23 protein-coding genes are annotated in these 25,466 nt (G+C 63.7%); 13 read left to right on the forward strand and 10 right to left on the reverse strand.

Features of this window, described 5'->3' with window-relative positions:
- The first annotated feature begins 100 nt into the window (after nt 1-100).
- The 4 genes from ACVWYP_RS03750 to ACVWYP_RS03765 all read left to right on the forward strand — a co-directional run bounded on the left by ACVWYP_RS03750 (nt 101) and on the right by ACVWYP_RS03765 (nt 3,343).
- The gene (locus tag ACVWYP_RS03750) at nt 101-1,852 is read left to right on the forward strand and encodes a PAS domain-containing sensor histidine kinase (RefSeq protein ID WP_456683986.1); all 1,752 of its coding nucleotides are present in this window, start codon (nt 101-103) and stop codon (nt 1,850-1,852) included.
- Nucleotides 1,846-2,520: a response regulator transcription factor gene (locus ACVWYP_RS03755; protein WP_035631798.1), complete on the forward strand. Its 675-nt coding sequence runs from the start codon at nt 1,846-1,848 to the stop codon at nt 2,518-2,520. The genes ACVWYP_RS03750 and ACVWYP_RS03755 overlap by 7 nt, the downstream gene beginning before the upstream one ends.
- Before the next feature lie 102 nt (nt 2,521-2,622).
- The gene (locus ACVWYP_RS03760) at nt 2,623-2,997 is read left to right on the forward strand and encodes a response regulator transcription factor (RefSeq protein WP_028341475.1); all 375 of its coding nucleotides are present in this window, start codon (nt 2,623-2,625) and stop codon (nt 2,995-2,997) included.
- A gap of 37 nt (nt 2,998-3,034) precedes the next feature.
- Nucleotides 3,035-3,343: a hypothetical protein gene (locus ACVWYP_RS03765; protein WP_155258553.1), complete on the forward strand. Its 309-nt coding sequence runs from the start codon at nt 3,035-3,037 to the stop codon at nt 3,341-3,343.
- A 365-nt stretch (nt 3,344-3,708) separates the two neighbouring features.
- On the opposite strand, the gene ACVWYP_RS03770 is transcribed toward ACVWYP_RS03765, so the two are convergent.
- Nucleotides 3,709-4,233, reverse strand: coding sequence for a methylated-DNA--[protein]-cysteine S-methyltransferase (locus ACVWYP_RS03770; protein ID WP_304497792.1), 525 nt, complete (start codon nt 4,231-4,233; stop codon nt 3,709-3,711).
- Between the two features lie 184 nt (nt 4,234-4,417).
- On the opposite strand from ACVWYP_RS03770, the gene ACVWYP_RS03775 reads away from it, so the two are divergent.
- From ACVWYP_RS03775 to ACVWYP_RS03785, 3 genes are all read left to right on the forward strand, one after another.
- Nucleotides 4,418-4,780, forward strand: a complete 363-nt coding sequence (locus tag ACVWYP_RS03775) for a DUF1304 domain-containing protein (protein WP_028341472.1) — start codon at nt 4,418-4,420, stop codon at nt 4,778-4,780.
- A gap of 276 nt (nt 4,781-5,056) precedes the next feature.
- Complete coding sequence (locus ACVWYP_RS03780) at nt 5,057-6,277, forward strand: ABC transporter substrate-binding protein (RefSeq protein WP_028341470.1); 1,221 nt, start codon at nt 5,057-5,059, stop codon at nt 6,275-6,277.
- 374 nt (nt 6,278-6,651) lie between these two features.
- Nucleotides 6,652-7,878, forward strand: coding sequence for an ABC transporter substrate-binding protein (locus ACVWYP_RS03785; protein WP_304497793.1), 1,227 nt, complete (start codon nt 6,652-6,654; stop codon nt 7,876-7,878).
- Between the two features lie 202 nt (nt 7,879-8,080).
- Here the strand turns inward: ACVWYP_RS03785 and ACVWYP_RS03790 are convergent, their stop codons facing one another.
- Nucleotides 8,081-8,506 (reverse strand): DUF1330 domain-containing protein, encoded by a 426-nt coding sequence (locus ACVWYP_RS03790; RefSeq protein WP_304497794.1) that lies wholly within the window; start codon nt 8,504-8,506, stop codon nt 8,081-8,083.
- Nucleotides 8,507-8,754: 248 nt separating this feature from the next.
- Here ACVWYP_RS03790 and ACVWYP_RS03795 point away from each other — a divergent pair, with 248 nt between their 5' ends.
- Entirely contained in the window at nt 8,755-11,001 is a 2,247-nt protein-coding gene (locus ACVWYP_RS03795) for a transglycosylase domain-containing protein (RefSeq protein WP_304497795.1), read from the forward strand.
- Between the two features lie 230 nt (nt 11,002-11,231).
- Here ACVWYP_RS03795 and ACVWYP_RS03800 read toward each other — a convergent pair whose 3' ends face one another.
- The 4 genes from ACVWYP_RS03800 to ACVWYP_RS03815 all read right to left on the reverse strand — a co-directional run bounded on the left by ACVWYP_RS03800 (nt 11,232) and on the right by ACVWYP_RS03815 (nt 15,342).
- A complete protein-coding gene (locus tag ACVWYP_RS03800) occupies nt 11,232-12,071 on the reverse strand; it encodes a M48 family metallopeptidase (RefSeq protein WP_028341466.1) in 840 nt (279 codons plus the stop codon).
- A gap of 198 nt (nt 12,072-12,269) precedes the next feature.
- Complete coding sequence (locus ACVWYP_RS03805; protein WP_028341465.1) at nt 12,270-13,598, reverse strand: polyhydroxyalkanoate depolymerase; 1,329 nt, start codon at nt 13,596-13,598, stop codon at nt 12,270-12,272.
- Between the two features lie 128 nt (nt 13,599-13,726).
- Nucleotides 13,727-14,551 carry an ABC transporter permease gene (locus ACVWYP_RS03810; protein ID WP_028341464.1) on the reverse strand — a complete coding sequence of 275 codons (825 nt, stop codon included), beginning with the start codon at nt 14,549-14,551 and terminating at the stop codon, nt 13,727-13,729.
- A complete protein-coding gene (locus ACVWYP_RS03815; RefSeq protein ID WP_035631809.1) occupies nt 14,548-15,342 on the reverse strand; it encodes an ABC transporter ATP-binding protein in 795 nt (264 codons plus the stop codon). The genes ACVWYP_RS03810 and ACVWYP_RS03815 overlap by 4 nt, the downstream gene beginning before the upstream one ends.
- 141 nt (nt 15,343-15,483) lie before the next feature.
- Between ACVWYP_RS03815 and ACVWYP_RS03820 the strand changes: the two genes are divergently transcribed.
- Together ACVWYP_RS03820 and ACVWYP_RS03825 are read left to right on the forward strand one after the other, a co-directional pair.
- Nucleotides 15,484-16,803 carry an ActS/PrrB/RegB family redox-sensitive histidine kinase gene (locus tag ACVWYP_RS03820; protein ID WP_304497796.1) on the forward strand — a complete coding sequence of 440 codons (1,320 nt, stop codon included), beginning with the start codon at nt 15,484-15,486 and terminating at the stop codon, nt 16,801-16,803.
- 134 nt (nt 16,804-16,937) lie between these two features.
- Complete coding sequence (locus ACVWYP_RS03825; protein WP_016845514.1) at nt 16,938-17,492, forward strand: ActR/PrrA/RegA family redox response regulator transcription factor; 555 nt, start codon at nt 16,938-16,940, stop codon at nt 17,490-17,492.
- Nucleotides 17,493-17,775: 283 nt separating this feature from the next.
- Here the strand turns inward: ACVWYP_RS03825 and ACVWYP_RS03830 are convergent, their stop codons facing one another.
- Entirely contained in the window at nt 17,776-18,258 is a 483-nt protein-coding gene (locus tag ACVWYP_RS03830) for an MmcB family DNA repair protein (protein ID WP_304497797.1), read from the reverse strand.
- 474 nt (nt 18,259-18,732) lie between these two features.
- On the opposite strand from ACVWYP_RS03830, the gene ACVWYP_RS03835 reads away from it, so the two are divergent.
- Together ACVWYP_RS03835 and ACVWYP_RS03840 are read left to right on the forward strand one after the other, a co-directional pair.
- The gene (locus tag ACVWYP_RS03835) at nt 18,733-18,921 is read left to right on the forward strand and encodes a hypothetical protein (RefSeq protein ID WP_369525546.1); all 189 of its coding nucleotides are present in this window, start codon (nt 18,733-18,735) and stop codon (nt 18,919-18,921) included.
- A 119-nt stretch (nt 18,922-19,040) separates the two neighbouring features.
- Nucleotides 19,041-20,741 (forward strand): alpha-amylase family protein, encoded by a 1,701-nt coding sequence (locus ACVWYP_RS03840; RefSeq protein WP_304497798.1) that lies wholly within the window; start codon nt 19,041-19,043, stop codon nt 20,739-20,741.
- Here ACVWYP_RS03840 and ACVWYP_RS03845 read toward each other — a convergent pair.
- Both ACVWYP_RS03845 and ACVWYP_RS03850 read right to left on the reverse strand, forming a co-directional pair.
- Nucleotides 20,729-22,336, reverse strand: a complete 1,608-nt coding sequence (locus ACVWYP_RS03845) for an alpha-amylase family glycosyl hydrolase (protein ID WP_304497799.1) — start codon at nt 22,334-22,336, stop codon at nt 20,729-20,731. The genes ACVWYP_RS03840 and ACVWYP_RS03845 overlap by 13 nt on opposite strands.
- Before the next feature lie 201 nt (nt 22,337-22,537).
- Nucleotides 22,538-23,335, reverse strand: a complete 798-nt coding sequence (locus tag ACVWYP_RS03850; protein ID WP_304500429.1) for an RMD1 family protein — start codon at nt 23,333-23,335, stop codon at nt 22,538-22,540.
- Between the two features lie 192 nt (nt 23,336-23,527).
- Here ACVWYP_RS03850 and ACVWYP_RS03855 point away from each other — a divergent pair, with 192 nt between their 5' ends.
- Nucleotides 23,528-24,196: an MBL fold metallo-hydrolase gene (locus ACVWYP_RS03855; RefSeq protein WP_304497800.1), complete on the forward strand. Its 669-nt coding sequence runs from the start codon at nt 23,528-23,530 to the stop codon at nt 24,194-24,196.
- Here ACVWYP_RS03855 and ACVWYP_RS03860 read toward each other — a convergent pair whose 3' ends face one another.
- Complete coding sequence (locus ACVWYP_RS03860) at nt 24,197-25,372, reverse strand: extracellular catalytic domain type 1 short-chain-length polyhydroxyalkanoate depolymerase (protein ID WP_304497801.1); 1,176 nt, start codon at nt 25,370-25,372, stop codon at nt 24,197-24,199.
- Nucleotides 25,373-25,466 lie beyond the last annotated feature (94 nt).

The following is a 25,466-nucleotide window of genomic DNA, read 5'->3' on the forward strand; positions in this document are numbered from 1 at the left end:
ATATACAGTCTGTTGGGAGGGCGACGTTGTCGCCGCTGATGGTAGCAGTCACCTAGCGACGCAGCGCGGCCCATGATGACGGCCAAGTGCTGGTGCGCCGATGATCCGCGACCCGACCACGAAGTCCTGGTCGGCCGAGCAATGGCTGCTCGGCGGCATGGTGCTGGCCTTGGCTGCAACCTGCATCGGGCTGTTGCTTGGTCCGCAGCCGGCCGCTTCCGCCCATCTGATTGCCCTGGCGCTGCTCGTCGCGTCGCTGACCGCCGCATTGCTGATGATCCGCCTGGTTGGCCGTTCGCAAAGGCGGATGGAAGCCATGTTGCGCGGCCGAGCCAGTGGCGAGGAGCGCGCGATGGAGGCGCTGCGCAACAGCGAAGCGCAATGGAAGGAGGTATTCGAACACAACCCGGTCATGTACTTCATGGTCGACGCAACGGGCCTCGTGCTGTCGGTCAACACGTTCGGCGCGGCACAACTCGGCTACACCGTCGACGAGCTGCTCGGACAATCCGTGCTGCGGGTCTTTGCCGCCGAAGACCGGGATATGGTCCAGCGCAACGTCGCGGCATGCCTCGCCAACATCGGCCAGACCCACAATTGGGAAATCCGGAAGGTCCGCAAGGACGGTTCACGGCTTTGGGTTCGCGAAAACGCCAAGGCCGTGCGGCGGCTGGGCGATCAGCTGATCGTGCTGATCGCATGCGAGGATATTACCGAGCGCAAGCACGCCGAAAATGCGCTGCAGCAAAGTGAAATGTACCTGACCGAAGCCCAGCGATTGAGCCACACCGGCAGCTTCGGCTGGCACGTCGCCAGCGGCGAGATCATCTGGTCCGAAGAGACGTTCAGGATCTTCGAATTCGACAGGGCTCCTTCCATCACACATGCCACGGTGCTGCAGCGCGTCCATCCGGATGATCGTGCCCGCGTGCAACGGACCATCGACCGCGCCTCGCTCGACGGCAACGACTTCGAGCACGGCTATCGATTGCTGATGCCCAGTGGGGCGATCAAATTTGTTCACGCCAGAGCGCATGCGGTGACGAACCTTTCGGGCGACACCGAATTTGTCGGAGCGGTCACCGACGTGACCGCCCGCAAGCGAGCCGAGGCGGAATTGCACGAAGCGCAGACCAACCTCGCGCACGTCACGCGCGTGACGGCGCTCGGCGAGCTCGCCGCATCGATCGCCCATGAAGTGAACCAGCCGCTTGCTGCCGTGGTCACCAATGCCGCGGCATGCCTGCGGTGGCTCAACCGGGCGGCCCCCGATCTGAACGAAGCCCGCGGCGCGGTCAGGTCGATCATCAGCGACGGCAACCGCGCGGGCGAGGTCATCCAGCGCGTCCGCGCGATGGTGAACAAGACGACCGATCAGAAGGCGCCGCTCGACATCAATGACGTCATCAACCAGGTGGTCGGCCTGGTGCAGCATGAACTGCAGAGCCATCTCGTATCCTTGCAGCTCGACCTCGCTCCCGCGCTCCCGTCTGTCGTCGCCGACCGTATCCAGCTGCAGCAAGTCATCCTCAACCTCGTCCTCAATGGCATCGAGGCCATGCAGCCGGTCACGGACAGGCCGCGGGAACTCGTGATCCGGACGCGCCATGACGATGCAGGGCAGATCGTGGTCACCGTCACCGACTGTGGCGTCGGGATCGCCGCCGAGAATGCCGAACGGCTGTTCGACGCCTTCTACACCACCAAGGCCAGCGGCATGGGAATGGGATTGTCGATCTGCCGATCGATCGTCGAGGCCCACCGAGGCCGCCTGTCCGTGGCCGCAAACATCGGCCCCGGCACGACGTTCCAGTTCGCCTTGCCACTGCGCGAAGAGGACAATGCATGGTGACCGGACGCGCGGCATCGCCTTCGGGTCTGGCAAGCGCCGAAGATCCAATCGTCTTCGTCGTCGACGACGACGCGTCCGTGCGCGACGCACTGAGCAATCTGTTCCGGTCCGTCGGCTTGCGGACCGCAGCGTTCGGCTCGGCGCATGAATTTCTGCAGCGCAAGCCCCCGGATGTCCCGAGCTGCCTGATCCTCGACATCAGGTTGCCGCGGGTGAGCGGGCTGGACTTTCAGGCGGAGCTGGCGAAGGTCGGCATCCACATTCCGATCATCTTCATGACCGGCCACGGCGATATCCCGATGACGGTCAGGGCCATGAAGGCCGGCGCTGTGGACTTCCTGACCAAGCCGTTCCGCGACCAGGACATGCTGGATGCCGTCACGACAGCGATCGAGCGCGACCGGAATCGTCGCGATGAGGCCAAGGTTCTTGCAAACCTGCGCGCCGCCTTCGCGACCCTGACGCCGCGTGAACGCCAGATCATGAGCCTCGTCACCGCGGGGCTCATGAACAAGCAAGTTGCCGCTGAAATCGGCGTAGCCGAGATCACGGTCAAGATCCATCGCGGGCACATCATGCGGAAGATGGCGGCGAAATCGTTGCCCGACCTGGTCAGGATGGCACAGATGCTCGGCATCGGGCAGGCATCCGGCGGGGCGCAAACCTAAGTATGATTCTCCGGCCCCGATTGGCGACGCACTGTGGTCGGCACAAGATCGCACCGCCAGGGGCCCCTCCGGGCCGGGGAAACCTCCTTGCCAAATCCGCCAGTGATATCAATCATCGACGATGACATGTCGGTTCGCACCGCGACCGACAACCTCGTCAGGTCGCTGGGCTACGCGGTCGAGACCTACGCGTCGGCCGAGGAATTTCTGCACTCGCCTCGCCTGAACGACACATCCTGCGTGATCGCGGATGTCAGGATGCCGGCCATGAGTGGACTCGACCTGCAGAGCCACCTGATTGCCAGCGGACGCCGCTTTCCGTTCATTTTCGTCACGGCGTTCTCCGTCGAAAGCGATCGCATCCGGGCGCTGAAGGCTGGAGCGATCTGCTTTCTGAGCAAGCCCTGTGACGGGGACGTCCTGATCAAATGCCTCGATACCGCCCTCGCGCAGCACAGCACAGCGCCGGGTGCGTGAGTTGAATCAGCCATCACCGGGCCGGCTATACGCAAGGATGATGCCACAAAACATCTGGACAAGTTGCGCATGGATGGCGGCGGCGCGAGAGTTCGCATCGTCGTCCTTCGGGAAGATCGACGGCAAGGACAGCACCAGACATTTTGATTGGCAGATGGCAATTCCTCGGAGGGAGGTCGCCATGCGTGCGGAACCGCGCTGCGCCCAGTGTGACAGCGAAGAGCCCAAGATCATCTGTTTGCGAAATCCGGCGGGTGAACGCTATTGCGGACGCCTGTGCCTTTACAAAGGTCAGGAGAATTTCATCCGCTGGTTCACGCGTTCGAATGCGGAGGCGGTGTCATGACAGCCCGTTGCGGAAACCCGGGATGCAAACGGCCTTTCGGGCTGATCCGACATAGCTGGTATTTTGAGCAGTTTTGCTCGACGAAGTGCCGCGACGTCCACAAGCGGCAGCTGGAGCGCAACAAGGCCTATTGGAAGTGGCTGTATCCCTTCCCCAGGACCGGCGCCGCATCGAAAAGCCGATCTGACGGCGAGTGCCAACAGCGCCTGAGGGAATCTCCATGACGACGGTCGATGCGATGCTGGCAGGAGCGATCCTCGCGTGGGTGCCCTCGTTCGTTGTCTTCCTCTATATCGTGCGCGATCTGCGCAACATGCCCCGCGAAGATCTCGATTGATCGGCGCACCGGCGGCTGAAGTGGGCCGCTATACCTCCACGCCCTCGTGACGCAGCAGCCAGCGCTTGCGCTCCAGCCCGCCGCCATATTTGACCAGCGAGCCGTTGGCACCGATCAGGCGGTGGCAGGGCACGACAACGCTGATCGGGTTGGAGCCGTTGGCATGACCGACCGCGCGCATCGCGTTCGGCGCGTTCAGTTTCGCCGCCAGCGCGCCGTAGCTCATGGTGGTGCCCGGCGCAATCTTCGGCAGCGCGTGCCAGACCTTCTGCTGGAACGGCGTGCCGGCGACGCGCCATTCGACGTCGGTGAGCCGATCGAGATCGCCCTTGAAGTAATCGCCGAGCGCCTTGCGCATCGCAGCCGGCGCGCGGCCGTCCCGCAGCGTCACGGCGCCATAATGCAGCCGCAGCAGGTCGAGCATGCGCCCTTCATAGTCGTCCCAGTCGAGCGCGCGCAGCACGCCGTCATCATCGGTCACCAGCAGCGCCGTGCCGATCGGGGTCTTGAGGCGGTCGAGGTTGAAAGTCGTTGCAGTCTTGCGGTCGGCCATCGTCATCACTCTCGGAGTTGCTCGGCATACAATTCACCGCCCGCATGCTAGCGTCCACCCGAATTCCGGTTAGAGCGTTTTTGAGCGAAGTGGACACCGGTTCGCGTGAAGAAAACGCGTCAAACAAGAATCTTGAGCTTCGGTTCTGATTCAATCAGAACCGAAGCTCTGGGGGGACCGCAATATGCTGTTGCTTGCCAATATTCTGGTCGCGGTGGTGGCCGCGCTGCACATCTATTTCCTTGTGCTCGAGATGTTCCTGTGGACCAGGCCGCTCGGGCTGAAGACCTTCCGCAACTCGATCGAGAAGGCAACGGATTCTGCGGTGCTCGCCGCCAATCAAGGGCTTTATAACGGCTTCCTCGCCGCCGGACTGATCTGGGGCCTGGTGCACGGCAACGCCGGCTTCGCGTTCCAGATCAAGACATTCTTCCTGCTCTGCGTGATCGTCGCCGGCGCCTATGGCGCCGCCACTGTCAGCCGCCGCATTCTTTATGTGCAGGCAGCTCCCGCTGCGCTCGCGCTGATCCTGCTCTGGCTTGCCTGACGACGGCTCTGCTTCACCTCGCCCCGCTTGCGGGGAGAGGCATAGGCCGCCTACGGCGGCCGTCCTCCAGAACGCCGAAGCGAAGCTTCGGCCCCTCACCCCAACCCTCTCCCCGTAAGAACGGGGAGAGGGAGAAGACGTACGCTGACGCGACATCGCGCGCAGGGTGCATCGTCTTGCAATGCCCCCGACGTTCCTCCATCATCCCTGACAACGGTGACATCCGCCGGCCGTCGCTTGCGGACAAGATCACCGGCAACATGGGAGGTCACGGACATGAGAAGCGTGCAATTGCTCGCTGCGACGGCGCTTGCGATCGCGTTGTCGGTTACATCGGCCACCGCGCAGAAGAAATACGACGTCGGCGCGACCGACACCGAGATCAAGATCGGCCAAACCGTGCCGTTCTCAGGCCCTGCATCCGCCTATGCCGGCATCGGCAAGACCCAGGCCGCCTATATCAAGATGATCAACGAGCAGGGCGGCATCAACGGCCGCAAGCTCAACCTGATCCAGTATGACGATGCCTATTCGCCGCCGAAGGCGGTCGAGCAGGTGCGCAAGCTCGTCGAGGGCGACGAGGTGCTCTTCACGTTCCAGATCATCGGCACGCCGTCGAATGCCGCCGTGCAGAAATACCTGAATGCCAGGAAGGTGCCGCAGCTGCTCGCCTCCACCGGCGCGTCGCGCTTCTCCGATCCGCAGAATGCGCCGTGGACGATCGCGTTCAACCCGAACTACCAGTCGGAGGGACGCATCTATGCCAAATACATCCTGGCCAATCACCCGAACGCCAAGATCGGCATCTTCTACCAGAACGACGATCTCGGCCGCGACTATATCACCGGCCTGAAGAGCGGGCTCGGCGACAAGGCCGCGAGCATGATCGTCACCGAGGTGTCCTACGAGCTGACCGACCCGACGGTCGATTCCCAGATCGTGAAGCTGAAGGCCGCCGGGGTCGATTTGGTGTATGACGCCTCGACACCGAAATTCGCCGCACAGGCGATCCGCAAGATCGCCGATCTCAACTGGAACCCGGTGCACATCCTCGACATCAATGCGAGCCCGGTGTCGGCGACGCTGAAGCCGGCCGGTCTCGACATCTCCAAGGGCATCATCTCGACCAATTACGGCAAGGATCCCGCCGACCCGCAATGGAAGGACGATCCCGGCGTGAAGGCCTATTTCGCCTTCATGGACAAGTATTATCCGGAAGGCGACAAGCTCAACACCGTCAACACCTACGGCTACTCGACGGCCGAACTCCTGATCCAGGTGCTCAAGCAGTGCGGCGACGACCTCACCCGCGAGAACCTGATGAAGCAGGTGACCAGCCTGAAGAAGTTCGTGCCGAGCCTCGCGCTGCCGGGCATGTCGATCACGACGGGACCGAACGACTACCGCATCAACAAGCAGATGCAGATGATGAAGTTCAACGGCGAGCGCTGGGAGCTGTTCGGCCCGATCATCGAGGACACCGGACCGGCGGGCTAGGTCGCGACGAGACTCCACTCCCTCTCCCCGTTCTTACGGGGAGAGGGTTGGGGTGAGGGGCTGCTTCCGTGCACCGCTCCAGTAGCTGCGCCCGCGGAGCCTCCCCTCACCCGCATCGCATCTTCGATGCGATGCGACCTCTCCCCGCAGGCGGGGCGAGGTAAAGCGGGCCCCAACCTTCGCGCCGCTCCACTCACCTTTTCGCACCGCCCCCTACTTTGGTTGACTGAAATCGCTCACCTTTTCGGCAGCGCTCGTCTTGCGTTGCAATAACGGTTCCTCCAGTATCCCGGCCCAGCGATGGCGACCACGGGACCTTGAACCCGCGGACAAGATCATCGGCCAACCATCAGTCACGTGAGGGAAACAGCATCATGAGGAACGGGATTTTCCACCTGGTCACGGGAACGGCGCTTGCGATCGCGCTGTCCGCAAGTCCGACCTTTGCGCAGAAGAAATACGATCCCGGCGCAAGCGACACCGAGATCAAGATCGGCCAGACCGTCCCCTTCTCCGGACCGGCCTCCGCCTATGCCTCGATCGGCAAGACCCAGGCGGCCTATTTCAAGATGATCAACGATCAGGGCGGCATCAACGGCCGCAAGATCAACCTGATCCAGTATGACGACGCCTATTCGCCGCCCAAGGCCGTCGAGCAGGTGCGCAAGCTCGTCGAGAGCGACGAGGTGCTCTTGACCTTCCAGATCGTCGGCACGCCTTCGAACGCCGCCGTGCAGAAATATCTCAACGGCAAGAAGGTGCCGCAGCTGTTTGCCGCCACCGGCGCCTCGAAGTTCACCGACCCGAAGAACTTCCCCTGGACGCTCGGCTTCAACCCGAACTACTTCGTCGAAGGCCGCATCTACGGTCAGTACATCCTGAAGGAGCATCCCAACGCCAAGATCGGCGTGCTCTATCAGAACGACGACCTCGGCAAGGATTATCTGAACGGCATCAAGGCCGGCCTCGGCGACAAGGCCGCCAAGATGATCGTGGCCGAAGCCTCCTACGAGGTCTCCGACCCGACCATCGATTCCCAGGTGATCAAGATCAAGGATGCCGGCGCCGACCTGTTCTTCTCGGCCTCGACGCCGAAGCAGGCGGCGCAGGCGATCAAGAAGATCGCCGAGCTCGGCTGGCACCCGATCCACATCGTCGACATCAACGCGACCTCGGTCGGCGCCGTGCTGCAGCCGGCGGGCCTGGAAGCCTCCAAGGGCCTGATCAGCACCAATTACGGCAAGGATCCGGCCGATCCGCAGTGGAAGGACGATCCGGGCATGAAGCGCTATTTCGACTTCATGGCCAAGTACTATCCCGACGGCGACAAGAACTCGAACTTCAACACCTATGGCTACTCGACCGCCCAGCTGATGGTGCATGTGCTGAAGCAGTGCGGCGACGACCTGACCCGCGACAACGTGCTGAAGCAGGCGACCAACCTGAAGAATGTCGAGCTCGACATGGCGCTGCCCGGCATCAAGGGCAACACCGCGCCGAACGACTATCGCGTCAACAAGCAGCTGCAGATGATGCGCTTTAACGGCGAGCGCTGGGAGCTGTTCGGCCCGATCCTCGAGGACGCCGGCCCGGCGGGTTAGTGTTCGCGCAGGCTTGAATGCGATCGGCGGCCTCCCGGCCGCCGATTTGTTTTTGCGATGAGCGCCGCCATCTATCCCCGTCACCCTGAGGAGCCGCGAAGCGGCGTCTCGAAGGGTCGACGGCCACTAGCGGGGCCGTGCATCCTTCGAGACGCGCTACGCGCTCCTCAGGATGACGGGATAGAAATCTCGCTTCCTGCTCTCACCCCGGTATCTCGCCGAAATTCTTGCCGACCGGCAGCACGGCATGGCGGATCAGGCGCGAATCCTCCACGCCCGCCTGGCGGTGTTTCACGGCCTCGCGATAGACGGGATCGCGGATCATCTCGACGAAGGCGGCGACATCAGGATATTCCGCGATGAAGCAGTGATCCCAGCGCTCCTCCGGCGGACCGATCAGCATCAGCTCGAAGCGGCCTTGCCAGACGATGCGGCCGCCGAGCCGTTCGAACACCGGCCCGCTCTCGCGGCCGTAGGCCGCATAAGCCTCCGCGCCGGTGGCCTTGCGGCCGTCGGGATAGGCGGCCCATTCGCGCAGGCGCACGAGGTTGAGCATGTGGATCGGGCCCGGCCGGTTGTTGTCCCGGAATTGCGCGAAGACGTCCTTGGTCGGATCGATATGGCCCATGCGGTGCTCCTTCGTTTTCTTGTTCCCTAGCGCGATCGCTCGATCGCGCTCTTCCATCCTGTTTGAGCATGATCTCCGCGCAAACGCTCCGCGTTTGTCGCGAGGGAAAACCGGTGCCCACTTTTCCTGATCATGCTCCTTATGTAGCACGCGCTGCCTCACCTCCTAATCCCCCGTTAAGCTTTGCGTAACCGCCCCTTAAACCGGGAACGCTAGCGTGCGTCCCTGTCAGGGTGTGAGCGTTGCGGATGGCGTGGGGACGTAAAAAAGGCGGTGCGCGCAAGGAGCCGCTGTTCGGGCTTCCGGCCGCGCTTGCCGACCTCCGACTGTCGCCGTCCGATCGCATTCCCGGCGGCGACGACGACAAGCCCGCCAAATCCAAACCCAAGAGCAGCGATTCCGGTAGCGAGAAACCGCGCCCGTCACGCAGCAGCAGCAAGCGGCGCAGCAAGTCGCGCGGCTTCGGCATCGGCCGCCTGTTCTATTGGACCGCGGTGCTCGGCCTGTGGGCCGGCATTGCGGTGATCGGTGTCGTGGTGTGGGTCGGCGCGCATCTGCCGCCGATCCAGTCGCTGGAAATTCCCAAGCGTCCGCCGACGATCCAGATCGTCGGCATCGACGGCAGCGTGCTGGCGCAACGCGGCGAAATGGCCGGCGCCAACATCGCGTTGAAGGATCTGCCGCCCTATCTGCCGAAGGCCTTCATCGCGATCGAGGACCGCCGCTTCTATTCGCATTTTGGCGTCGACCCGGTCGGCATCCTGCGCGCGGCGGTGACCAACATCCTGCATCGCGGCGTCTCGCAGGGCGGCTCGACGCTGACCCAGCAGCTCGCCAAGAACCTGTTCCTGACCCAGGAGCGCACCATGCAGCGCAAGCTGCAGGAGGCCGAGCTCGCGCTCTGGCTGGAGCGCAAGCATTCCAAGAACGAGATCCTCGAGCTCTATCTCAACCGGGTCTATTTCGGGTCCGGCGCCTATGGCGTCGAGGCCGCGGCCCAGCGCTATTTCGGCAAGTCGGCGAAGAACGTCACGCTGCCGGAAGCCGCGATGCTGGCCGGGCTCGTCAAGTCGCCGTCGCGGCTCGCGCCCAACCGCAACCCGGAAGGCGCCGAGCAGCGCGCGCAGGTCGTGCTCGCGGCGATGGCCGACGCCAAGTTCATCACCGAGGCGCAGGCCAAGGCCTCGATCGGCCAGCCCTCGATTGCGGTGAAGCCGGCCGGCGCCGGCACCGTGAACTATGTCGCCGACTGGATCGGCGAAGTGCTCGACGATCTGGTCGGCCAGATCGACCAGGACATCGTGGTGCAGACCACGATCGATCCGAAGCTGCAGAACGTCGCCGAAGCCGCCATCATCGATGAGCTCGCCGCCAAGAGCGTGAAGTTCAATGTCAGCCAGGGCGCGCTGGTGGCGATGACGCCGGACGGCGCGGTGCGCGCCATGGTCGGCGGCCGGAACTACTCGGAGAGCCAGTACAATCGCGCAGTCACCGCGAAGCGGCAACCGGGCTCGGCGTTCAAGCCGTTCGTCTATCTCACCGCGGTCGAAGCAGGGCTGACGCCGGACACCATCCGCACCGACGCGCCGCTCGACATCAAGGGTTGGAAGCCGGAGAACTACACCCACGAATATTTCGGCTCGGTGACATTGACCCAGGCGCTCGCGATGTCGCTGAACACGGTTGCGGTGCGGCTCGGCGTCGAGGTCGGCGCCAAGAATGTGGTGCGTACCGCGCACCGGCTCGGCATCTCCTCCAAGCTTGAGCCCAACGTCTCGATCGCGCTCGGCACCTCGGAAGTCTCCGTGATCGAGCTGGTCGGCGCCTATGCGCCGTTCGCCAATGGCGGCTACGTGGTGTCGCCGCATGTGGTGACCAAGATCAAGACCAGTTCGGGCAAGCTGCTCTATGACCGTCCGACCGATCCGCCCAACCAGGTGATCGAGCCGCGCTACGATTCGATGATGAACAGCATGATGCGCGAGACGCTGATCTCGGGCACCGCGCGCAAGGCGGAGATCCCGGGCTGGACCGCCGCCGGCAAGACCGGCACCAGCCAGGATTATCGCGACGCCTGGTTCATCGGCTACACCGCCAAGCTCGTCACCGGCGTCTGGCTCGGCAATGACGACAATTCACCGACCAAGAAGGCGACCGGTGGCGGCTTGCCGGTCGAAGTGTGGACCCGCTTCATGAAGGCGGCGCATCAGGGCGTGCCGGTCGCGGCGATCCCGAACTCGCAAGGCAGTTGGGGGCCGGCGAACCTGATGCAGATCTCGTCGCAGGTCACCGCGCCGTCTGCGCCGGCGGGACCGATGCAGATTCAGCCGCCGATGCAGGCACCGCAGCCGCCAGTGCCGGCACCATCCGGTGGCGGCTATTATCGCGCGCCCCCGCCGACCCCGGCCCGCGCCTCGGCACCACCCAACCCGAACGCGCGGCCCGAGGCTGCGGCCGGACTGGACGGCTGGCTGGCGGATCGGTTGTTTCGGTAAGGCGCCGGGCGGACGAACCGCGTAGCTTCGTAGCCCGGATGAAGCGGAGCGAAATCCGGGGACAGGTCGCGCCGTGTTGAGAGCCGCCCCGGATTGCGCTTCGCTCCATCCGGGCTACGCACGGGGATCCAGTACGCCGCGGTTTATCCGCTGAAATACAACTGTCTCTGGAATACTGGATCGCCCGCTTTCGCGGGCGATGACAGCAACGTTCGGGGCTAAGAGTTCCTCTACTCCTGAATCCCGTAGCGGTGCAGGTCGTTGCCGTAGGTATCGAGCCAGTTCTTGGCGCGGGTCACCGACGCGCAGACCTTGTCGACCACCCGCCAGAACCGCGCCGAGTGGTTCATCTCGACGAGATGGGCGACCTCATGCGCGGCGAGGTAATCGAGCACGAAGGGCGGCGCCAGGATCAGCCGCCATGAGAACGACAGCGAACCCGCCGAGGTGCACGAGCCCCAGCGGCTCGACTGATCGCGGATCGAGATCCGGCGGACCCGCACGCCGAGTTCCGCGGCGTGAAGCTGTGCCGACTTCTGCAGATCCTTGCGCGCCTCGCGCTTGAGGAAGTCGTGCACGCGGCGATCCATGTGCTCGACGCCGCCGGCGACGCAAATGATCTTCTCGCCGCTGTCGCGCGTCTCGGTCCAAACCGTGCCGCGCTCGCCCGAGCGGTGCACCAAGCGATGCGGCACGCCGCGCAACGGCACCACGGTGCCGGGCTGGAACGGCGCGGCCTTCGGCAAGCGGCCAAGACGGGCGGCAATCCAGCCGCCATGGAGATTGGCGAACTCCTTCGCTTCGGGAATCGTGCCGCGCGGCGGCATCGTCAGGATCGCCTCGCGATCGGTCGGATGTATCCTGAGCGTGTAGCGGCGCGCGCGCCTGTGCCGGCGCAATCTGACGGTGAAGAACTGGGAGCCGTGTCTGACCAATACGGTCGCGGGTTCGGCAGGCCGCCGATAGAGGAGCGCGCGAGTAGCCATTTCTGAGAGTCCGGGGAGCAGGAGTTCGCCCGAACTTTGCCATATCCGCCGCCAGGGAAAGCGCTCGGCGCAAAAACAAATCATTTGCCCAATATACAGGGGTTGGCCGTTAATTGACCTCTACCGGCTGGGGTCGGAACCGGCATTTTTTCGATGAATCAAGGTTACGAAAAAGGCCCAAGAAATGAAAATAAATTCATCGCTTGAGCCTTGGCCGATTTGAGATTCTTTTAGTTAAATCAATGACTTGCGCGACTGCAACAATCGCGGCCGGGGTGATACCTATTCGGCGGCGGCGACCAGCGAAAGCCGCGTATTGGCCGCCGAAACCATGAAATCGGAGATTCGTGGCACGATTTCGGAGCGGAAACGCGAGCCGTTGAACACGCCGTAGTGCCCGACGCCCTTCTGCACGTAATGCACGCGGCGATGGTTCGGAATCGCGGTGCAGAGCGCGTGCGTCGCCTCGGTTTGACCGAGGCCGGAGATGTCGTCCTTCTCGCCTTCGACCGTCATCAGCGCGACGCGGCGGATCTTCGACGGATCGACCGGCTTGCCGCGATGGGTCATCTCGCCCTTCGGCAGCGCGTGCTTGACGAAGACGAGATCGACGGTCTGCAGGTAATATTCGGCGGTGAGGTCCATCACCGCGAGATATTCGTCATAGAATTCGCGGTGCTTGTCGACGAGATCGCCGTCGCCCTTGACCAGATTGGCAAACAGCGCCTTGTGCGCGTCCATGTGCCGGTCGAGGTTCATGCTGATGAAGCCGTTGAGCTGGAGGAAGCCCGGATAGACGTCACGCATCACGCCCGGATGCGGGAACGGCACCTTGGTGATGACATTGTTGCGGAACCACTCGATGCCGCGCTCTTCCGCGAGGTTGTTGACCGCGGTCGGATTGCGCCTGGTGTCGATCGGCCCGCCCATCAGCGTCATCGACAGCGGCACGAACGGGTCGTTGTTGGCTTCCATCACCGAAACAGCCGCCACGACAGGCACCGAAGGCTGGCACACCGCGATGACGTGCATGTTGCCGCCGAGCGCGTGCAGCATCTCGATCAGGTAGTCGACATAGTCCTCGAGATCGAACCGGCCGGCCGCGAGCGGCACCATGCGCGCATCGGCCCAATCGGTGATGTAAACCTCATGCGTCGGCAGGAACGCTTCGACCGTGCCACGCAGCAGCGTCGCATAGTGGCCCGACATCGGCGCCACGATCAGCACGCGCGGCTGCGGCGAACGCAACGGCCGCGTCAGCTTGCGATCGAAATGCAGCAGGCGGCAGAACGGCTTTTCCCAGATCGAACGGACCTCCACCGGGGTGCGGATGCCGTTGACCTCGGTCGTCGGCAGGTTCCATTCGGGCTTGCCGTAGCGGCGCGTGGTGCGCTCGAACAGCTCACAGCCGGCGGCGATCGACTTGCCGAACTCGGTGTGGGTCCACGGATTGAGCGGGTTCTGAAACAGGATCTTGGTGGCGTCGGTTACCGCGCGCACCGGATTGAGCGACGCATGCGCCATCTCGTACATCCAGTACAACGGCGTCGTGAGTGCCGGGCTGCCTTCCGCCGCTAGTGGCGGGGCACCGCCAAATTCACCAATGGGCATAGTATTTTCAGACCCCTGTTTTGCGCCGCAGCATACTGACCAATGCGTAACAATGCGTCAATGCGCCGCGAGCCGAATCTGGGGACGATATCGGGCTAAAAGGCCGAGAATCCACGAGAAAGTGACATTTATTCACCACCGGCGAGCAGCGACCCGTTGCGCTTGGCGCTCTGCAAAAGGGCAAGGAAGATCGCAAAAGAGGCAGCGAACAGGATGGCGTTGATGGCCAGCGCCCACGCCATCAGGTCGGCGCGGAAGACGTGATCGATCAACAGCGAGCGCATGCCTTCGAACACGTAAGTCGGCGGCAGCGTCCAGGCGACAGCTTGCAGCCAGCCCGGCAGCACCTCGACCGGATAATAGATGCAGGCCAGCGGCATCACCGCGAACATCAGCGTCCAGACGATGCTTTCCGCCCCTAACCCGTTGCGCAGCACGAGGCCCGAGGCGAACACGCCGACCGACCAACTCGTGAAGATCAGATTGCAGAAGAACGCGATCAGCGGCAGCCCGATGGCGTAGAAGTTGAAGCCGAAAAAGAACAGCGCCAGCAGCGTCATCGGGATCACGCCGATGGCGAGCCGGATCAGGCTCATGATCATCAGCGAGAGCAGGAATTCGATCGGCTTCAGCGGGCTCATCATCAGGTTGCCGAGATTGCGCGCCCACATCTCCTCCAGGAACGAGATCGAGAAGCCGAGCTGCCCTCGGAACAGGATGTCCCACAGGATCACAGCGCCGATCAGCGTGCCGCCCGCCTTGGCGAAGAAGCCGGATGCCTGCGAGATGTAATTCTGCAGGAAGCCCCAGGTGATGATCTGCAATGCCGGCCAGTAGACCAGCTCCAGCAGCCGCGGCCATGACGACATCAAGAGATACCAATAGCGCAGCACCATCGCGTTGATGCGTTGCAGTGAAATGGTGTGCTGGTGCTGGCTGACGAGTTCGCTCATGGTGCCCCCTCCCGCACCCGGCCACGCGCCACGTCGAGAAACACCTCCTCCAGCGTGTCGCGGTTGTAGCGCGCCATGATCCGCTCGGGGCTGTCGTCATCCTCGATCTTGCCGCGCTTCATGATGATGACGCGGTCGCAGAGGCGCTCGACCTCCAGCATGTTGTGTGACGCCAGCAGGATGGTCGCGTTATGGGTCTTGCGATAGGTCTCGAGATGCTGCCGCACCCAGTCGGCGGTATCCGGGTCAAGCGATGCGGTCGGCTCGTCGAGCAGCAAGAGATCGGGCTCGTTGATCAGCGCCTTCGCCAGCGCGACGCGGGTCTTCTGCCCGGCGGAGAGCTTGCCGTTGGAGCGATCGAGGAATTCCTTGAGATCGAGATCGTCGGCGAGCTGGTCGATCCGCTCGCGCAAATGCTGCACGGCATAGAGGCGGCCGAAAATGGTCAGGTTCTGCCGCACCGTGAGCCGCATCGGCATGTCGACATAAGGGCTTTCGAAATTCATCCGGCCGAGCACATCGTAGCGCTGCTCGGGGATTCGTGCACCCAGCACCTCGACGCTGCCCGAGGTCGGCAGCACCAGGCCCATGATCATCGCAATCGTCGTGGTCTTGCCGGCGCCGTTGCCGCCGAGCAGGCCGGTGATGCTGCCGCGCGCGATGCGGAACGAGATATCGTCGACCGCGCGGGTGGTCTTGTAGACCTTGACCAGATGCGCGACGTCGATCGCGGCCGATCCGCCCTGATCGACCGCCGGCGTTTGCGCCTGACCTGTCCCGATCTGTTGCATATGGCCGTCATTGAGCCATTGCGACAATAAGCGCAAGGCTCGGCGGTAATTAAAGGCTTGGCTGTAATTAAAGGCTTGCCCTGCATCGTTGCGCCAAGTCGCGAATTTGTGCGCCGCCCACGGCACAGCTAAGGTCCAGGAATGACCGATGTCGCCTCCGATTTCCGCCAACCCCGCCGTTACGTCCGCCTGGATACGATCCTGCGGCTGCGCTGGCTCGCCGCGCTCGGCCAGCTCGTCGCCATCTTCATCGTGGCGCAGGGACTGGAATTCGACGTTCCGATCGTCCCCTGCGTCACCATCGTGACGTTCTCGGCGCTGCTCAATCTGGCGCTGCAGATCGCCTTCAACCCGATGCAGCGGCTGGAGCCGGCCTATGCCGCCGCGCTGCTCGCGTTCAACATCGTCGAGCTCGGCGGGCTCTTGTACTTCACCGGCGGATTGCAGAACCCGTTCTCGTTCCTGTTCCTGGCACCGGTCCTGATCTCGGCCACCGTGCTGCCGATCCGGCTGACGATCGCGCTCGGCTGCCTTGCGGTCGCCTGCGCCTCGGCGCTGTTCTTCTACCATCTACCGCTGCCCTGGGACGCCGACGATCCCTTGGTGCTGCCGCCGATCTATCTGATCGGCGTCTGGCTTTCGATCCTGCTCGCGATCGGTGTCACCAGTCTTTACGCATTCCAGGTGACCGAGGAAGCGCGCCAGCTCTCCGATGCGCTCGCCGCGACCGAGCTGGTGCTGACGCGCGAACAGCACCTGACCCAACTCGACGGCCTCGCTGCCGCCGCCGCGCATGAGCTCGGCACGCCGCTGTCGACGATCTTCCTGATCTCGCGCGAGCTCGAGAAGACGGTGCATGAACCGGCGATCGCCGGCGACCTGAAGACCCTGCGCGAGCAGGCGCAGCGCTGCCGCGACATCCTGAGCAAGATCGCGCAATTGTCATCGAGCGGCGCGCCGTTCGACACCATGAAGCTGTCGACTTTGATCGAGGAGGCGGTGGCGCCGCATCGCGATTTCGGCATCAACATCAAGGTGCGGCTTGCTGTCGCAGCAACGCCTGAACCGGTCGCCGCGCGCAATCCGGCGATCCTCTATGGCGTCGGAAACATTCTCGAAAATGCGGTCGATTTCGCGCACCAGACCGTCGAGGTGAACGCGTGGTGGAACGCCGAAACCGTTGAGGTCGTCGTCTCCGATGACGGTCCGGGCATCGCGCCCGACATGCTGAAGCGGATCGGCGAGCCGTATCTGTCACGCCGCCGGGGTGCGGATGAGGCCCAAAACCCACGTGGGGGCCTCGGTCTGGGCGTTTTCATCGCAAGGACGCTGCTGGAACGCACCGGCGCCAAAGTGTCGTTTACCAATCGCACCTTCCCCGATCACGGCGCCGTGGTGCAGATCGTCTGGCCGCGAGAGAGCTTTGAGGAATCCGCGCCGGGCGACGAAACCGAATCCTAAGAACGATTCTTAATCGCAACTCTGGCATTACGGATGCATTGCTCTTTCCAGACGAGCACGCGACTTTCGGCTGCCTTGGCAGCGCCACGGTAGGACCCCATATTGTTGGTGTCTGCCACAGGGAAAAATGGACCGTGAACGCCATCACTGAATTGAATGACCATGCTGACCGCTCGCTCCTCATTGTTGAGGACGACAAGCCGTTCCTGGAACGCCTGTCGCGCGCGATGGAGACGCGCGGCTTCGCAGTGAAGTCATGCGACACGGTGTCTGATGGTCTCGCCGAGATCGGCCGCGCTGCGCCCGCTTTCGCGGTCGTCGACCTCCGGCTCGGCGACGGCAACGGCCTCGACGTCGTTTCGGCGTTGAAGCGTAAGCGCCCCGAGGCGCGCGCGATCGTGCTGACCGGCTACGGCAACATCGCCACCGCCGTCACCGCGGTGAAGATGGGCGCCGTCGATTATCTCTCGAAGCCCGCCGACGCCGATGACGTCGTCGCCGCGCTGCTCGCGACTGGCACCGAGAAGTCCGAGTTGCCGGCCAATCCGATGTCGGCGGACCGCGTGCGCTGGGAGCACATCCAGCGCATCTACGAGATGTGCAACCGCAACGTCTCGGAGACCGCGCGCCGTCTCAACATGCACCGCCGCACCTTGCAGCGCATCCTCGCCAAGCGCGCGCCGCGGTAAGCAGGATTCATATTGGTTTGCGATGGCCGGGCTCAGTCCCGGCCATTTCCGTTCGATCTCCCATAACCCGGATGGAGCGCAAGCGAAATCCGGGGCAGCGCAGTCGGCGGCAAGACTCACCCGGATTGCGCTGCGCTCCATCCGGGCTACTTGATTTCACACCGTCATCCTGAGGCGCGAGCGGAGCGAGCCTCGAAGGATCGACGGCCACCAGCCGGGCCGTGCATCCTTCGAGACGCCGCTTCGCGGCTCCTCAGGATGACGGATCACAACCGCACCTGTCCTAAAACTCGTGCCCCTGCGGATCGACCAGGCGGTTGATCCGCTGCGCTGCGGCCATCGCAAAGCGCACCGTCATCGCCTTGCGGGTTGCCGCCGGCAGGCGATGCTCCGGCGCCTCGCAATGTAGATGCGCGCCATAGGCGTCGGCGATGATCAAACCGGTGTCGACGGGAAAGATCTCGCACGGCAGATCCTGCGTGAAGGCGAAGAACAGCCGGTCGCAATGCATCCGGTAGTCCTGCCATTTCTGGTCGGCGCGCAGATCCTCGACCGATGACTTGATCTCGACGATCCAGATCTCGCCGCGCTCGTTCAGCGCGACCAGATCGGCTCTTCGGCCGGACGGCAGCGACAATTCGCTGATGCAGGAAAATCCCAGCGATCTCAGAAGCCTCGCCGTGCCGCGCGCAATCGCAAGCGCGGTCTCCGACTGGCGTCGGTCGGGCGCGGGCAAAAGCGCGATCTGGCGGGCGGATGAGTCCATCGCGCGAAGATTAGCCGATTCCACGAGAGCATGATCCGGAAAAGTGGAAGCCGGTTTTCCGCGAAGATCATGCTCCAGCCGATAGAGCGCGGCAGCGCCGGAATCGGCTGCAAATTCGCGAGGAAGGCGCCTTGATTCCGGCCTCAAGGCACCGCGAAGCCGACGGAACCTGGTTCCGAGGGACGCGGCCAGATCGTCACCATCGAGACGCCGTTCGACGAGGACGTCATCATCCTGCAGCGCCAGATCAACGGCACCGTGATCCCCTCCGGTCCGCGTGTACTGCAGAAGCGAACGGAATCCAAAACGCAGCAGCTGGCGAGCGTCGCCGCGGCTTCGCCGGCCCGTGCGTCCGAGATGGCAAGCTTCATCGGAGGCGGTCACCGGCGACGGTGACCTGGTCGCCGACGTCGCGGCCGGCCGCAACGATGTGGCAAAGTCAGGGACGAGGATCTGCCAGACAATCTCCGCGCCATGAAGCCGGAAGCACGCAGCGCCGAGATCGACAAGCAGATCACCCAGCGCAAGGCGCTGAACGAGAAGCTCGCTGCGCTGGTCGCCAAGCGCGACAAATACGTCGCCGAGCACCGCAAGAGCGCGCCGAAGGCGTCGTCGTTCGATCGCGTCGTCGAAGACACGCTGAAGGCGCAGATCAAGCGGTAGCCACTCGGCGCGGAGCGTCGTCCGGCTCCCGTGCGGGACGGCGCTCCACAGGAACCCGTCGCCGCCTCACCGCTTATCCTCCCGGCCGCCGCCACGGGTGGACTGGAGAGGATTGCCTGGTGATCGACGACCTCTGGTACAAGAACGGAGTGATCTACTGCCTGTCGGTTGGCACCTACATGGATGCCAACGGCGATGGCATCGGCGATTTCAGCGGCCTGCTGCGGCGCCTCGACTATTTGCACGGGCTCGGCATCACCGCGATCTGGCTGATGCCGTTTCAGCCTTCGCCCAACAGGGACGACGGCTACGACATCTCGGATTATTACGACGTCGATCCGCGCTACGGCACGCTGGGCGATTTCGTTGAATTCACCCATGGCTGCCAGCAGCGCGGCATCCGCGTCATCATCGACCTCGTCGTCAATCACACCTCGGATCAGCACGCCTGGTTTCGATCAGCGCGCAGCTCGAAGGACTCGCCGTACCGCGACTGGTATGTCTGGTCGGACAAGAAGCCCGCCAATGCCAATACCGGCATGGTATTTCCCGGCGTTCAGAAATCGACCTGGACGCGCGACAAGCAAGCCGGTGCCTGGTACTTTCATCGCTTCTACGATTTCCAGCCGGACCTCAACACTTCGAACCCGCATGTGCAGGCCGAGATCCTCAAGATCATGGGGTTCTGGATCCAGCTCGGCGTCTCGGGCTTCCGCATGGACGCCGTGCCGTTCGTGATCGCGACCAAGGGCGCCTCCAGGCGCAAGCCGGTCGAGCAGTACGACATGCTGCGATCGTTTCGGGAATTCCTGCAATGGCGCCAGGGCAACGCGATCATTCTCGCCGAAGCCAACGTATTGCCCGAGACCGACATGGAATATTTCGGGCGTGACGGCGACCGGATGCACATGATGTTCAACTTCCACGTCAATCAGCATCTGTTCTACGCGCTGGCGTCGGCGGATACGAAGCCGTTGGCGAAGGCCCTCACGGCGACCAAGCCACGGCCCGCGACCGCACAATGGGGCTTGTTCCTGCGCAATCATGATGAACTCGACCTCGGCCGCCTCTCCAAGCCGCAGCGCGAGACGGTGTTCAAGGCATTCGGTGCCGACAAGAGCATGCAGCTCTACGACCGCGGCATCCGGCGACGGCTTGCGCCCATGCTGGGCGGCGACCGCCGACGCATCGGGCTCGCCTACAGCGTGATGTGCACGCTTCCCGGCACGCCCGTGATCCGCTACGGCGATGAACTCGGCATGGGCGACAATCTCGACCTGCCCGAGCGCGGCTGCGCGCGCACGCCGATGCAATGGTCGACCGAGCCGCACGCCGGCTTCACCGAAAGCGATCGGCCATGTGTGCCCATCATCGACAATGGACCGTATGGCTATGAGCACGTCAACGCGGCCAAGCAACGGCGCGACCCCAATTCGATGCTGAACTGGACCGAGCGGATCGTCCGCATGCGCAAGGAAGTCCCCGAGGTCGGCTGGGGAGATTTCAAGGTCATCGCAACCCGAAATCCCGCCATCCTGATCGTCCGGTACGACTGGCGTAACAACTCGGTGCTGTTCGTGCACAATTTCGCGGAGAAGCCGCTCGAGATATCTTTCAACGTCGGCCTGCCTGACGACGCCGGCAATCTCCTGGTCAATCTCCTGACCGAGGATCACAGCCGCGCAGACGATGCCGGTCGCCACAAGCTTCTGATCGAGGCCTATGGCTATCGCTGGTACCGGGTCGGTGGGCTCGACTATCTGCTCAAGCGCAGCGATATCGATACCAATGAGCCCCGCACACGGCGTCAATCGTCCTGATGCGGTCCGAGGATCACGCCCTCATTGGCGCGCAGATCCAGCACGCCTTCGACCTTCTCGCCCTGCCGGTCCATCAAGGTCGACAGCAAGACTTCATTGCTGAAGCCGATCGCGCTTGAGGAGACCGACGCGGCGGTCGCGCCGAAGTTCAGCGCGATCACGGCAACGCCCTCAGTGCTGCGCCGCCGGTAGAGCAGCACATCACCGTGCGCCGCCACCGGCTCATAGCTGCCATGGACGAGCTGCGGCAGCCTTCGCCGCAGCGCGATCAGCGCCTTGTAGAGGTTGAGGATCGACGCCCGCTCCGCCTCGAGACTTGCGACATTGTCGCTGGCAAAATCCTGCGCCAGCGGCAGCCACGGCGGAGCCGTCGAGAAGCCGGCATTGCGCTCGGCGCTCCACTGCATCGGCGTGCGGCAGCCGTCGCGGCCGACGCCGATGTCCGGCACGTTCTTCTCGAAGGGATCGCGCACCTGATCCGGCGCAATCGCAATCTGGCGCATGCCGATCTCGTCGCCGTAATAGAGCGTGGGCGTACCGCGCAGCGTCAGCAGCAGCATCGCGGCGACCGGCGCCTGCGCCGGCCCCACGCGGCTCGCCACCCGCGGCCGATCGTGATTGCCGAGCACCCAGTTCGGCCACGCACCCGGGGGCAGCGCCTTTTCGTAATCGGCGATGATCATCTCGACCGCTCGCGCGCTCCACAAGGTCGACAGCAGCGCGAAGTTGAACGGCATCTGCGCGCCGCGCAGATCGTTGCCGTAATAGGCAACCAGCCGGTGCAGCGGCAGATAGATCTCGCCGATCAGCACGCGGTTGTCGAATTCCTCGGTGACGCCGCGCATCTCGGTGATGACGGTGTGCACCTCGAGCTGATCGGTCGAATATTGCGTCAGCAGCTTCTCGTGCGGCGGCCGGTCCGCGCGATAATGCGGGTTCGTCGGGTTATCGCGGAAGTCGGCATCCTTGATCAGGTGCCAGATCACGTCGACGCGAAAGCCGTCGACGCCCTTGCGCAGCCAGAAGCGCATCACGTCGTAGATCGCGTCCCTGACCTCGCGATTGCGCCAGTTGAGATCGGGCTGCTGCGCGAGGAAGGCGTGATAATAGTATTGGCCTGAGGCCTCGTCATACGCCCAGGCGCTGCCGCCGAACTCGGACAGCCAGTTGTTGGGCGGGCCGCCGTCCGGCGCCGGATCGCGCCAGATGTACCAGTCGCGTTTGGGGTTGTCGCGCGAGCTCTTCGCCTCGATGAACCAGGGATGCTGGTCGGATGTGTGGTTCGGCACCAGATCGAGGATCAGCTTGAGGCCGGAATCGTGCGCGGCCGCGACCAGCGCGTCGAAATCCTCCATCGTCCCGAACAACGGATCGATGCCGGTGTAATCGGAGATATCGTAGCCGAAATCGGCCATCGGCGACGGGAAGATCGGCGACAGCCACACCGCGTCGACGCCAAGCCGCGTCAGATAGGGCAGCCGCGTGATGATCCCCTTGAGATCGCCGACGCCGTCACCGTCGCTATCTCCGAACGAGCGCGGATAGACCTGATAGAAAATGCCGCGTCGCCACCAGTCCCTGTCGTCCTGATCCATCTCGTCCCCCCAAGCTCGCAGCCCGGCCCAGGCCGCTCCGCGCCCGGGGCGGCCGATCGGTTCAGGGATGACGCACAATTCGGGACGGAAAGATGGCGCCGTAGCGCCGTAGCCCGGATGGAGCAAAGCGTAATCCGGGACCACTGGCACAATTGGCGAGATTCCCGGATTTCGCTTCGCTCCATCCGGGCTACGGGTAGCTTAGTGCCGGGCCATCGCCAGCTGATAGATCGTGATCAGCACCTCGAACAGGATCAGAAACACGATGATCAGCTCCAGCCGCAGCGAGCGGCTGGTGTCGATGATGTCGGTCAGCACCTGCGCGGTTTCGGCCACGACCGCGAGCTTGCGGTTCAGCGATTCCGCACGCTCCTTCAATTCATACTCGTCCTCGAGCCTGGCGTAGAGGCGCTCGAGCTGCGGCTTGTCCCAGAGGATATCGGGCTTCTCCGACACTTCGACCGGTCCGGCCACGCGATGCCGCACCAGCAGCGCGTTGCCGATGTGCTTGAGGATCGCAACGCGGCCGCCATGGACGCGGCCGCCCTTGGCGAGCTCACGTGCAAGCGGCTCGGTCGTGTCGAAGACGGCCCGGACCTCGCGCTCGTGCCGCGCCAGCACCACGCTTTTCGCCAACGCTTCGCCGACCAGGATCAGCCGCTCCGGCGAGAGGCCTTGCAGATAGATCGGGCCGCCCGGCGGAATCTGATCCTCCTTCTCGGCAGCGAGCTCGATGATTGCGATCTCCTCCTCGCGCCGCGTGAACAGGCCGGTCATGCGCGACTGCAGGCTGCGCAGGAATTCATCCTCCTCCAACGCATTGAGACCGATCAGGACGACGACGCCGTAGCGGAACAGAATCGCCACACCATTGTCATTGACGCGAAACGCCAGCGGCGTCGTGGCCAGCACGTCGCCGCGCTCGAGGCCCGACGTGTTGATGCGGTCCGCGACGAAGAAGGCGCGCGCGCGGTGGTCCGGGGTCCGCCGATCGGTGATTTGGGAGCCTGGGTCATGAAGTTCCGGACTGCGAGGACTTGAATCATGATCGAGAGCAGCCGCGTACCGGCGTGCTCACGAACTTGTTCTGCTGGAGGCGACCTTATCACGGTCCGTTTTGGGATCACACGCCGAGGCAGCCGCATTTCCGGCGCGTGTTGACGGCGTTTGCCGGAAGCCTATGGTGCCCACATGAACGAGACAACCGACACCAAACCGAAGGCCGGCGCGATCATCGTGCCGGTGACGCTGTTCGAGCAGAACTGCACCATCATCTGGCACGAGCCCACCAAGAAAGCCGTGGTGATCGACCCCGGCGGGGACGTGGCGAAGATCCAGGCCGCGATCAAGCAGACCGGCGTGACGGTCGAGAAGATCTGGCTGACCCACGGTCATATCGACCATGTCGGCGGCGCCGCCGAACTGCGCGACGCGCTGCAGGTCAAGATCGAGGGCCCGCATATCGCCGACAAATATCTGCTCGACAATGTCGTCTCGAGCGGCGAGCGCTTCGGCATGAGCGGGGTGCGCAATTTCGGGCCGGACCGCTGGCTCGATGAGGGCGATCAGGTCTCGATCGGCGACCTCACCTTCGACATCCTGCACTGCCCCGGCCATTCACCGGGCAGCGTGGTGTTCTTCAACAAGGAGCTGCGCTTCGCCCATGTCGGCGACGTGTTGTTTGCCGGCTCGGTCGGGCGCACCGACCTGCCCGGCGGCAGCCATCCGACGCTGATCCAGTCGATCAAGGACAAGCTGCTGCCGCTCGGCGACGATGTCGGCTTCATCTGCGGCCACGGCGCGGGATCGAGCATCGGCCAGGAGCGGATGACGAATCCGTTCCTGACCGGCGAGATGTAACTACTTCATCAGCCCCGCGGCGGTGAGCGCCCGCGTGATGGCGCCGCCGACATCGACACCCTTGCTCCGTCGCTTGCGCGGCCGGTCGCTCTTGCGGCCGGATGCCACCTCTGGCTCGGCCGCGGGCACCGGTACCGTCATCGACACCGTGTCGGCGCGCTCGCGCGGGATTCCGGTCGGCGCGATATGCGGCTGACGGACCTTGTCGGTCAGGCCGAAGAAGCTCGCGATGTGATAGGACGAGGAGATCCCGGCCTCGATCAGGAACGCGCCCTCCACGCCATAGCGCTCGTCATTGTCGGCAAGCCCGAGCGGCGTGCCATGCGCCATGTCGGCGATGGTGTAGGACTCGACCAGGGTTTCGCCATCGGCGTTCCACCAGACCTCGCGCGGATGGCCGTCGACATCCGCCTTCGACATCGCAGCAAGCGGCAGGCCGTGCACGTCGAGCCACTGCCGGACGATCGCATCGGCATTGCCCGGATGCACGGTGCGGTCGGCACTGCCGTGCCACACCGAAATCCTCGGCCAGGCGCCGCCATGCGTCGAGGCGTTGCGGACGAGACCGCCGAGCTCGGGCGCGGACAGCGCGCTGCCATGCATCATCGCGTGCAGCGCTTCGCGCAGATCGGTGGCGACGCCGAACGGCAGGCCGGCGATGATGGCACCGGCCGCGAACACATCCGGATAGGCCGCGAGCATGACCGAGGCCATCGCGCCGCCGGCGGACAGTCCCGTCACATAGATGCGGCGCGGGTCGATCTCGTGCGTGCCGACCAGATGCGCGATCATCTGCCTGATCGACGCGGCCTCGCCCTGCCCGCGCGCGATGTCCTGCGGATTGAACCAGTTGAAGCAGGTGTTGCCGTTGTTGGAAGCCTGCTGCTCCGGCATCAGCAGCGCGAAGCCGTAATGCGCCGCAAGCGCCGACCAGCCGGCACCGAGATCGTACGACGCGGCGGTCTGGCCGCAGCCATGCAAGACCACGACGAGCGCGGGTGACCGCGCCAGCTGCGCGGGCACGAACGAGAACATTTTCAGATCGCCGGGGTTGACGCCGAATTCGGTCGTCTCGACGAGCGGCGTCGGCACGGCCGGCGTGAGTGCGCCAAGGCCGCTGAACGCGTTCATCTTCGGCAGATGACGCAGAAATTCGACGTTGTTGATCAGGGACAACAGCAACTCCTGAGGTGATTTAGTCTTCTGTGTCACCCGATCAGATAATTGCTGCACTGCAAAATGAAAAGGCCGTGTGCTGTCTTTCCCTTCG

It is taken from the genome of Bradyrhizobium sp. USDA 3262, from assembly GCF_054060035.1.

Excerpts from the sequence above, each read along its gene's own strand:
- ACVWYP_RS03800 (WP_028341466.1), bottom strand. The coding sequence starts at position 12,071 with ATGATTTGTTTTTGCGCCGAGCGCTTTCCCTGGCGGCGGATATGGCAA.
- ACVWYP_RS03815 (WP_035631809.1), bottom strand. The coding sequence starts at position 15,342 with ATGCAACAGATCGGGACAGGTCAGGCGCAAACGCCGGCGGTCGATCAG.
- ACVWYP_RS03835 (WP_369525546.1), top strand. The coding sequence starts at position 18,733 with ATGAAGCCGGAAGCACGCAGCGCCGAGATCGACAAGCAGATCACCCAG.
- ACVWYP_RS03770 (WP_304497792.1), bottom strand. The coding sequence starts at position 4,233 with ATGGCCGACCGCAAGACTGCAACGACTTTCAACCTCGACCGCCTCAAG.
- ACVWYP_RS03775 (WP_028341472.1), top strand. The coding sequence starts at position 4,418 with ATGCTGTTGCTTGCCAATATTCTGGTCGCGGTGGTGGCCGCGCTGCAC.
- ACVWYP_RS03845 (WP_304497799.1), bottom strand. The coding sequence starts at position 22,336 with ATGGATCAGGACGACAGGGACTGGTGGCGACGCGGCATTTTCTATCAG.
- ACVWYP_RS03765 (WP_155258553.1), top strand. The coding sequence starts at position 3,035 with ATGATGCCACAAAACATCTGGACAAGTTGCGCATGGATGGCGGCGGCG.
- ACVWYP_RS03785 (WP_304497793.1), top strand. The coding sequence starts at position 6,652 with ATGAGGAACGGGATTTTCCACCTGGTCACGGGAACGGCGCTTGCGATC.
- ACVWYP_RS03810 (WP_028341464.1), bottom strand. The coding sequence starts at position 14,551 with ATGAGCGAACTCGTCAGCCAGCACCAGCACACCATTTCACTGCAACGC.
- ACVWYP_RS03855 (WP_304497800.1), top strand. The coding sequence starts at position 23,528 with ATGAACGAGACAACCGACACCAAACCGAAGGCCGGCGCGATCATCGTG.
- ACVWYP_RS03795 (WP_304497795.1), top strand. The coding sequence starts at position 8,755 with ATGGCGTGGGGACGTAAAAAAGGCGGTGCGCGCAAGGAGCCGCTGTTC.
- ACVWYP_RS03750 (WP_456683986.1), top strand. The coding sequence starts at position 101 with ATGATCCGCGACCCGACCACGAAGTCCTGGTCGGCCGAGCAATGGCTG.
- ACVWYP_RS03790 (WP_304497794.1), bottom strand. The coding sequence starts at position 8,506 with ATGGGCCATATCGATCCGACCAAGGACGTCTTCGCGCAATTCCGGGAC.
- ACVWYP_RS03820 (WP_304497796.1), top strand. The coding sequence starts at position 15,484 with ATGACCGATGTCGCCTCCGATTTCCGCCAACCCCGCCGTTACGTCCGC.
- ACVWYP_RS03780 (WP_028341470.1), top strand. The coding sequence starts at position 5,057 with ATGAGAAGCGTGCAATTGCTCGCTGCGACGGCGCTTGCGATCGCGTTG.
- ACVWYP_RS03805 (WP_028341465.1), bottom strand. The coding sequence starts at position 13,598 with ATGCCCATTGGTGAATTTGGCGGTGCCCCGCCACTAGCGGCGGAAGGC.
- ACVWYP_RS03830 (WP_304497797.1), bottom strand. The coding sequence starts at position 18,258 with ATGGACTCATCCGCCCGCCAGATCGCGCTTTTGCCCGCGCCCGACCGA.
- ACVWYP_RS03755 (WP_035631798.1), top strand. The coding sequence starts at position 1,846 with ATGGTGACCGGACGCGCGGCATCGCCTTCGGGTCTGGCAAGCGCCGAA.